We start from the raw sequence: 5,349 nt of genomic DNA, 5'->3' as shown, positions 1-5,349 counted from the left end.
GCTCTGCTCCTTCTGCGGCAAGACGGCGGACACCGCCCGCCGCCTGATCGCCGGATCGGGGCTCGTACGGGCCGCAAGGGGGCGGACATTTTATGCCGTCGGCGGAACCTGGCGCGCCAGCGCCAAGCTGCATATGCAGGAAGTGGGCTATCCGCTGCGCGTCACCCACGGCTATGAGCTGACGCCCGAGGTGGCGCTCAAGTTCTTCAGAAAGCTCATCGACGACGATCTGGGCCGTCTGGGCGGCATTCACCTGATCTCTTCGGCGCGCAAGGCGCTCATTCCCTATGGCGCGGTCGTGCTGGCCGAGATCGTCCGCCAGATGAAGCCGCGCGCCATCGCCTTTTCGGCGCTGGGCGTGCGTGAGGGATTTTTGTTCGCGCAGCTCGACGAGAGCGTGCGCCGGCGCGACGGCCTGCTCGAAGCGGCGGACGAGCTGGCCGTGCTGCGCTCGCGTTCGCCGCGCCACGCGCGCGAGCTGGCCCGCTGGACCGCCGAGGGCTTTGCCGCTTTCGGCATCGAGGAGACCGTGGACGAGGCGCGCTATCGCGACGCCGCCTGCCGGCTCGCCGACATTGGCTGGCGCGCCCATCCCGACTACCGGTCCGCGCAATCGCTCGCCATCATCGCCTATTCGAGCTTCGTGCAGGTCAGCCATGAGGGCCGCGCCTTCATCGCGCTGGCCAACCACTTCCGTTATGAGGGTCTTAAGAACGAAAGCCTTGCGCCCGAGATACGCAAGCTCGTCTCGCAGCGCACCTGGGACCGGGCCAAGTGCCTGGGGGCGTTCCTGCGCGTTGCCTATCTGTTCACAGCCGCCATGCCGGGCATCATTCCCGAGCTTGTCTGGCGGCGCGCCGGGGACGGCACGATGGAACTGGTCGTTCCCGCCCATCTCGCCGCGCTCGTCGGCGAGCGGCCGCGCGCGCGCCTTGCTCAGCTCGCCAAGGTGACCGGCGTGAGCACCGCCATGATCATTGCCGATCCGCCATCAGATCAACGCTCGCTATCTTACGGTCGCTGAACCCGAGCGCGATCCGGCCCGCGATCAGCCGGAGCGCTTCGTCGCCGAACAGTTCGCGCCGCCAGCCGCGCATGGCCGGCACGTCTGCCCGGTCGCCATGCGCCGCGATCTGGTCGATATGGTCGGACGTTGCGATCACCCTCTGCGCGACATTGTGCTTTTCTGCGGTCAGCTTGAGCAGCACCTTGAGCAGTTCGCTCGCCGCGCCCGCCCGGTCTGGCGCACTGGGCCCGCGCGGCACCACGGGCAGCTCGGCCTTGTCCATCGCTCCGACCTGGGTGACCACATCGAGGATCGCCGCCCCGGTCGCCGAGCGCTCCATGCCCTTGTGCACGGTGCGCAGCCGCCCGAGCGCGCGCTGGTCCTTGGGCCGCTGTTGGGCCGCTTCATAGATCGCATCGTCCTTGAGGATCCGGTTGCGCGGCACGTCGCGTTCGCGGGCCTGGCGTTCGCGCCAGGCCGCCAGCCTTTGCATCACGGCCAGCTCGGCCGGCTTGCGCACCCGCAGCTTGAGCCGCTTCCAGGCGTCCTCGGGGCGAATCTCGTAGGTGTTCGGCGAGGTCAGCACCGCCATTTCCTCGGCCACCCAATGGGCCCGGCCACGCTCTTCGAGCATCGTCCGCAGCCGCGCATAGACGTCACGCAGATGGGTCACGTCGGCCAGCGCATAGATCAGCTGCCTGTCGGTCAGCGGCCGCAGCGCCCAGTCGGTGAAGCGTGACGACTTGTCGATATGGGCGCCCGTGATGCGCTTGACGATCTGATCGTAGGCGATCGCGTCGCCGAAGCCGAGCACCATAGCGGCGACCTGGGTGTCGAAGATCGGATGCGGAATCCGGCCGCCCAGATGGTGGAAGATCTCGATGTCCTGGCGGGCGGCGTGAAACACTTTCGTCACCGCCTCGTCGGCGAGCAGCTCGAACAGCGGCGCAAGGTCGATGCCCTCGGCCATCGGATCGATCAGCACCGCCTCGTCGGCGCAGGCGATCTGGACGAGGCAGAGCACGGGCCAGAAGGTCGTCTCGCGCACGAATTCGGTGTCGATCGTGATGTGGTCGTGCCGCGCCATGCGCCCGCAGGCGGCGGTCAACGCGATGGTGCTGGTGATCGGGTCGGGAAAGGAAATGTCTTTATCGGTCATTGCGGCCGGTCAATAGACGAGCCCTTGTCGCTTGTCGAACCGTTTTGCCGCTCGCCCGCGCCATTGCCCCGCGCCATCCTCGTGAAGACCGGCGATGTCCGCAAGAGCCATGAGGAAGGTCCGCGCGCCTCGGCGGGCACCGGTCTGCGCGCCCGCATGCGCCAGATCGTGGCGACGATCAGCGCGGCGTGGACGGCGCTCGTATAGGTGAACAGCGCCTCGGGCCCGAACGCTTCGACCGCCGCCGACGAAAGATAGGGGCCGATCGAGGCGCCCAGCGAAAAGAAGAACATGAGCCCTGCGGCGACCATGACGTGCTGGCCGGCCCTTGCATGGTCGTTGGCGTGGGCGGCCGACAGCGAATAGAGCGGCAGCGCGAACGCACCGAACAGGAAGATGCCCAGATAGTTGAGCGTCGCCGACATGCCCGCGCCGAACGCCAGGAACAGCCCTGCGGCGACCGCGCCCGCAGTTGTAGACAGCAGCACGGTGCGCCGGTCGAACCGGTCGGACAGATGGCCGAGCGGATATTGCAGCACCGCCCCGCCGACGATGCCCACGCTCATGAACACGGCGACGTCGGTGATGGAAAGCCCGATTCCCTCCGCATAGAGCGGGCCGATCAGCCGGAAGGCGCCGTTGGTCGCCCCGATCGTCACGCAGCCGATGCAGGCGAGCGGCGACAGCACCCATATGCCTTTCAGATCGAAGCGGAATTCGGCCGGCGGCTGTGGGTTGGAGCGGTCGGCCAGCGAGACCGGCACCAGCGAAAGCGTGATCATCACGCCCATGACGGCGAACAGCACGAACCCCTCGGTGCCCAGCGCCGGCATCATGAACTGCGCGCCGGTCACCGCGAAGATGTCGACGATGCGGTAGACCGCGAGCACGCGACCGCGCGTTTCGTTCTTCACGCCCGAATTGATCCAGCTCTCGATGGTCGTGAACAGGCCCGAAAAGCAGAAGCCCACGGCAAAGCGGAGGAGCAGCCAGGCGATCGGGTCGACGATGATGACGAGCATCAAGGTGCCCGAGGCGGTGATCGCGGCGAGCGCGGCGAAGGTGCGGATGTGCCCGACCGCGTTCAGAAGGCGCGGGATATAAAGGCAGCCCAGCAGGAAGCCGACGAAATAGGCGGTGCCGATCAGCCCGATCAGCGAGGTCGAAAAGCCCTCCTGCGCGCCCCGGATCGCGATCGCGGTGCCCTGGATGCCGTTGCCCGCCAGCAGGATGCCGGCGGCGATGAAGAGCGGGATCAGGGGACGCAGGGCGTGCATGGGAAACCAGGGAAAGCCGGCGCACTATGCCCCCGCTCGCGCGTTCCCGCCAGCCCCGAAATGGGCGATTGTTCGCCATATTCCTTCGGGACGCGCCAGGCCCGAAACCTGAACCCCCGCAGGCCCTAGAGCGTCTTGACAAATGCCGGCCTCCATGCGCTTTTCCGCGCGATTTTTCCGGACACCTCGCGCGGCGCCTTCGCCGCCCGAGCCATCACCGCGAGGCCAGCCATGCACCGTTACCGCAGCCACACCTGTGGCGCCCTGCGCCGATCCGATGCCGGCTCGACCGCCCGGCTTTCGGGCTGGGTGCACCGCGTGCGCGATCATGGCGGCCTGCTGTTCATCGATCTGCGCGACCATTACGGGATCACCCAGATCGTCGCCGATCCGGACAGCCCCGCCTTCAAGACGGCCGAAACCGTGCGGTCCGAATGGGTGATCCGCATCGACGGCACGGTCAAGGAGCGGGCGGCCGATCTGGTCAATGCCGACCTTCCGACCGGCGCGATCGAGCTTTACGCGCGCGACCTTGAGGTGCTCTCAAGGGCCGGGGAACTGCCGCTGCCCGTCTTCGGCGAGCCGGACTATCCCGAGGACATCCGCCTCAAATACCGCTTTCTCGACCTGCGCCGGCAGACCCTGCACGCCAACATCGCCACACGAACCCAGGTGATCGCCTCCATGCGCCGGCGGATGGCCGAGGCCGGCTTCACCGAATATTCGACGCCGATCCTGACCGCCTCGTCGCCCGAGGGCGCGCGCGACTTCCTGGTGCCCTCGCGCATCCATCCGGGCGAATTTTACGCGCTGCCGCAGGCGCCGCAGATCTACAAGCAGCTTTTGATGGTCTCTGGCTTTGACCGCTATTTCCAGATCGCGCCCTGCTTTCGCGACGAGGACCCGCGCGCCGACCGGCTGCCCGGCGAGTTCTACCAGCTCGACGTGGAGATGAGCTTCGTCGAGCAGGACGATGTGTTCGCGGCCATGGAGCCGGTCGTTCGCGGCGTGTTCGAGCAGTTTGCGGACGGCAAGCCGGTGACGGCCCAATTCCGGCGTATCCCCTATGACGAGGCGATCCTCAAATACGGCACCGACAAGCCCGACCTCAGGAACCCGATCGTCATGGAGGACGTGTCCGAACATTTTCGCGGCTCGGGCTTCAAGGTGTTCGCGAACATCCTGGAGAACGATCCGCGCGGCGCGGTCTGGGCGGTCCCCGCGCCGACCGGCGGCAGCCGGGCGTTTTGCGACCGGATGAACAAATGGGCGCAAGGGCAGGGCCAGCCGGGCCTCGGCTACATCTTCTGGCGCGAGGAGGGCGGCCAGGTCGAGGGCGCCGGCCCGATCGCCAAGAACATCGGCCCCCAGCGCACCGAGGCGATCCGGCTGCAACTGGGCCTGAAGCCGGGCGATGCCTGCTTCTTCGCCGCCGGCGATCCGAAGACGTTCGCGGGCTTTGCGGGCGAGGCGCGCACGCGCGCGGGCGAGGCGCTCGACCTTGTCGACTGCGACCGGTTCGAACTGGCCTGGATCGTCGATTTTCCCTTCTTCGAATGGAACGAGGACGAAAAGCGGGTGGACTTCGGCCACAACCCGTTCACCATGCCGCGCGGCGGCCTTGAGGCGCTCGAAACCGAGGACCCGCTGTCGATCAAGGCCTGGCAGTACGATCTGGTCTGCAACGGCTATGAGATCGCCTCGGGCGGCATCCGCAACCATCTGCCCGAGGTGATGGTCAAGGCGTTCGGCATTGTCGGCCTCGATGCGTCCGTGGTCGAGGCGCGTTTCGGCGGCCTCTACCGCGCCTTCCACTATGGCGCGCCGCCCCATGGCGGCATGGCCGCCGGCATCGATCGCATCGTCATGCTGCTGGTGGGCGCGAAAAACCTGCGCGAAGTGACCCT

General features: G+C 67.2%; 4 protein-coding genes. 2 read left to right on the top strand and 2 right to left on the bottom strand.

Annotation, left to right across the window (positions count from 1 at the left end):
• A partial coding sequence (locus tag AC5E6L_RS03240) for a Ppx/GppA phosphatase family protein (RefSeq protein ID WP_491771259.1) occupies nucleotides 1–1,024 on the top strand: 1,024 nt, incomplete at its 5' end.
• Here AC5E6L_RS03240 and rnd read toward each other — a convergent pair.
• Both rnd and AC5E6L_RS03230 read right to left on the bottom strand, forming a co-directional pair.
• Nucleotides 975–2,165 carry a ribonuclease D gene (gene rnd, locus AC5E6L_RS03235; protein ID WP_491771257.1) on the bottom strand — a complete coding sequence of 397 codons (1,191 nt, stop codon included), beginning with the start codon at nucleotides 2,163–2,165 and terminating at the stop codon, nucleotides 975–977. The genes AC5E6L_RS03240 and rnd overlap by 50 nt on opposite strands.
• Complete coding sequence (locus AC5E6L_RS03230) at nucleotides 2,162–3,442, bottom strand: MFS transporter (protein WP_491230127.1); 1,281 nt, start codon at nucleotides 3,440–3,442, stop codon at nucleotides 2,162–2,164. The genes rnd and AC5E6L_RS03230 overlap by 4 nt, the downstream gene beginning before the upstream one ends.
• A gap of 231 nt (nucleotides 3,443–3,673) precedes the next feature.
• Between AC5E6L_RS03230 and aspS the strand changes: the two genes are divergently transcribed.
• The coding region (aspS, locus tag AC5E6L_RS03225; RefSeq protein WP_491771255.1) for an aspartate--tRNA ligase at nucleotides 3,674–5,349 on the top strand (1,676 nt) is incomplete at its 3' end.

The organism is Roseitalea sp. (assembly GCF_984466335.1).
Note: the sequence above shows the minus strand (reverse complement) of the source record. Positions and strands in the feature narration are given on the sequence as shown.

Coding starts and splice junctions, on each gene's coding strand:
- rnd (WP_491771257.1), bottom strand. CDS start 2,165: ATGACCGATAAAGACATTTCCTTTCCCGACCCGATCACCAGCACCATC.
- AC5E6L_RS03230 (WP_491230127.1), bottom strand. CDS start 3,442: ATGCACGCCCTGCGTCCCCTGATCCCGCTCTTCATCGCCGCCGGCATC.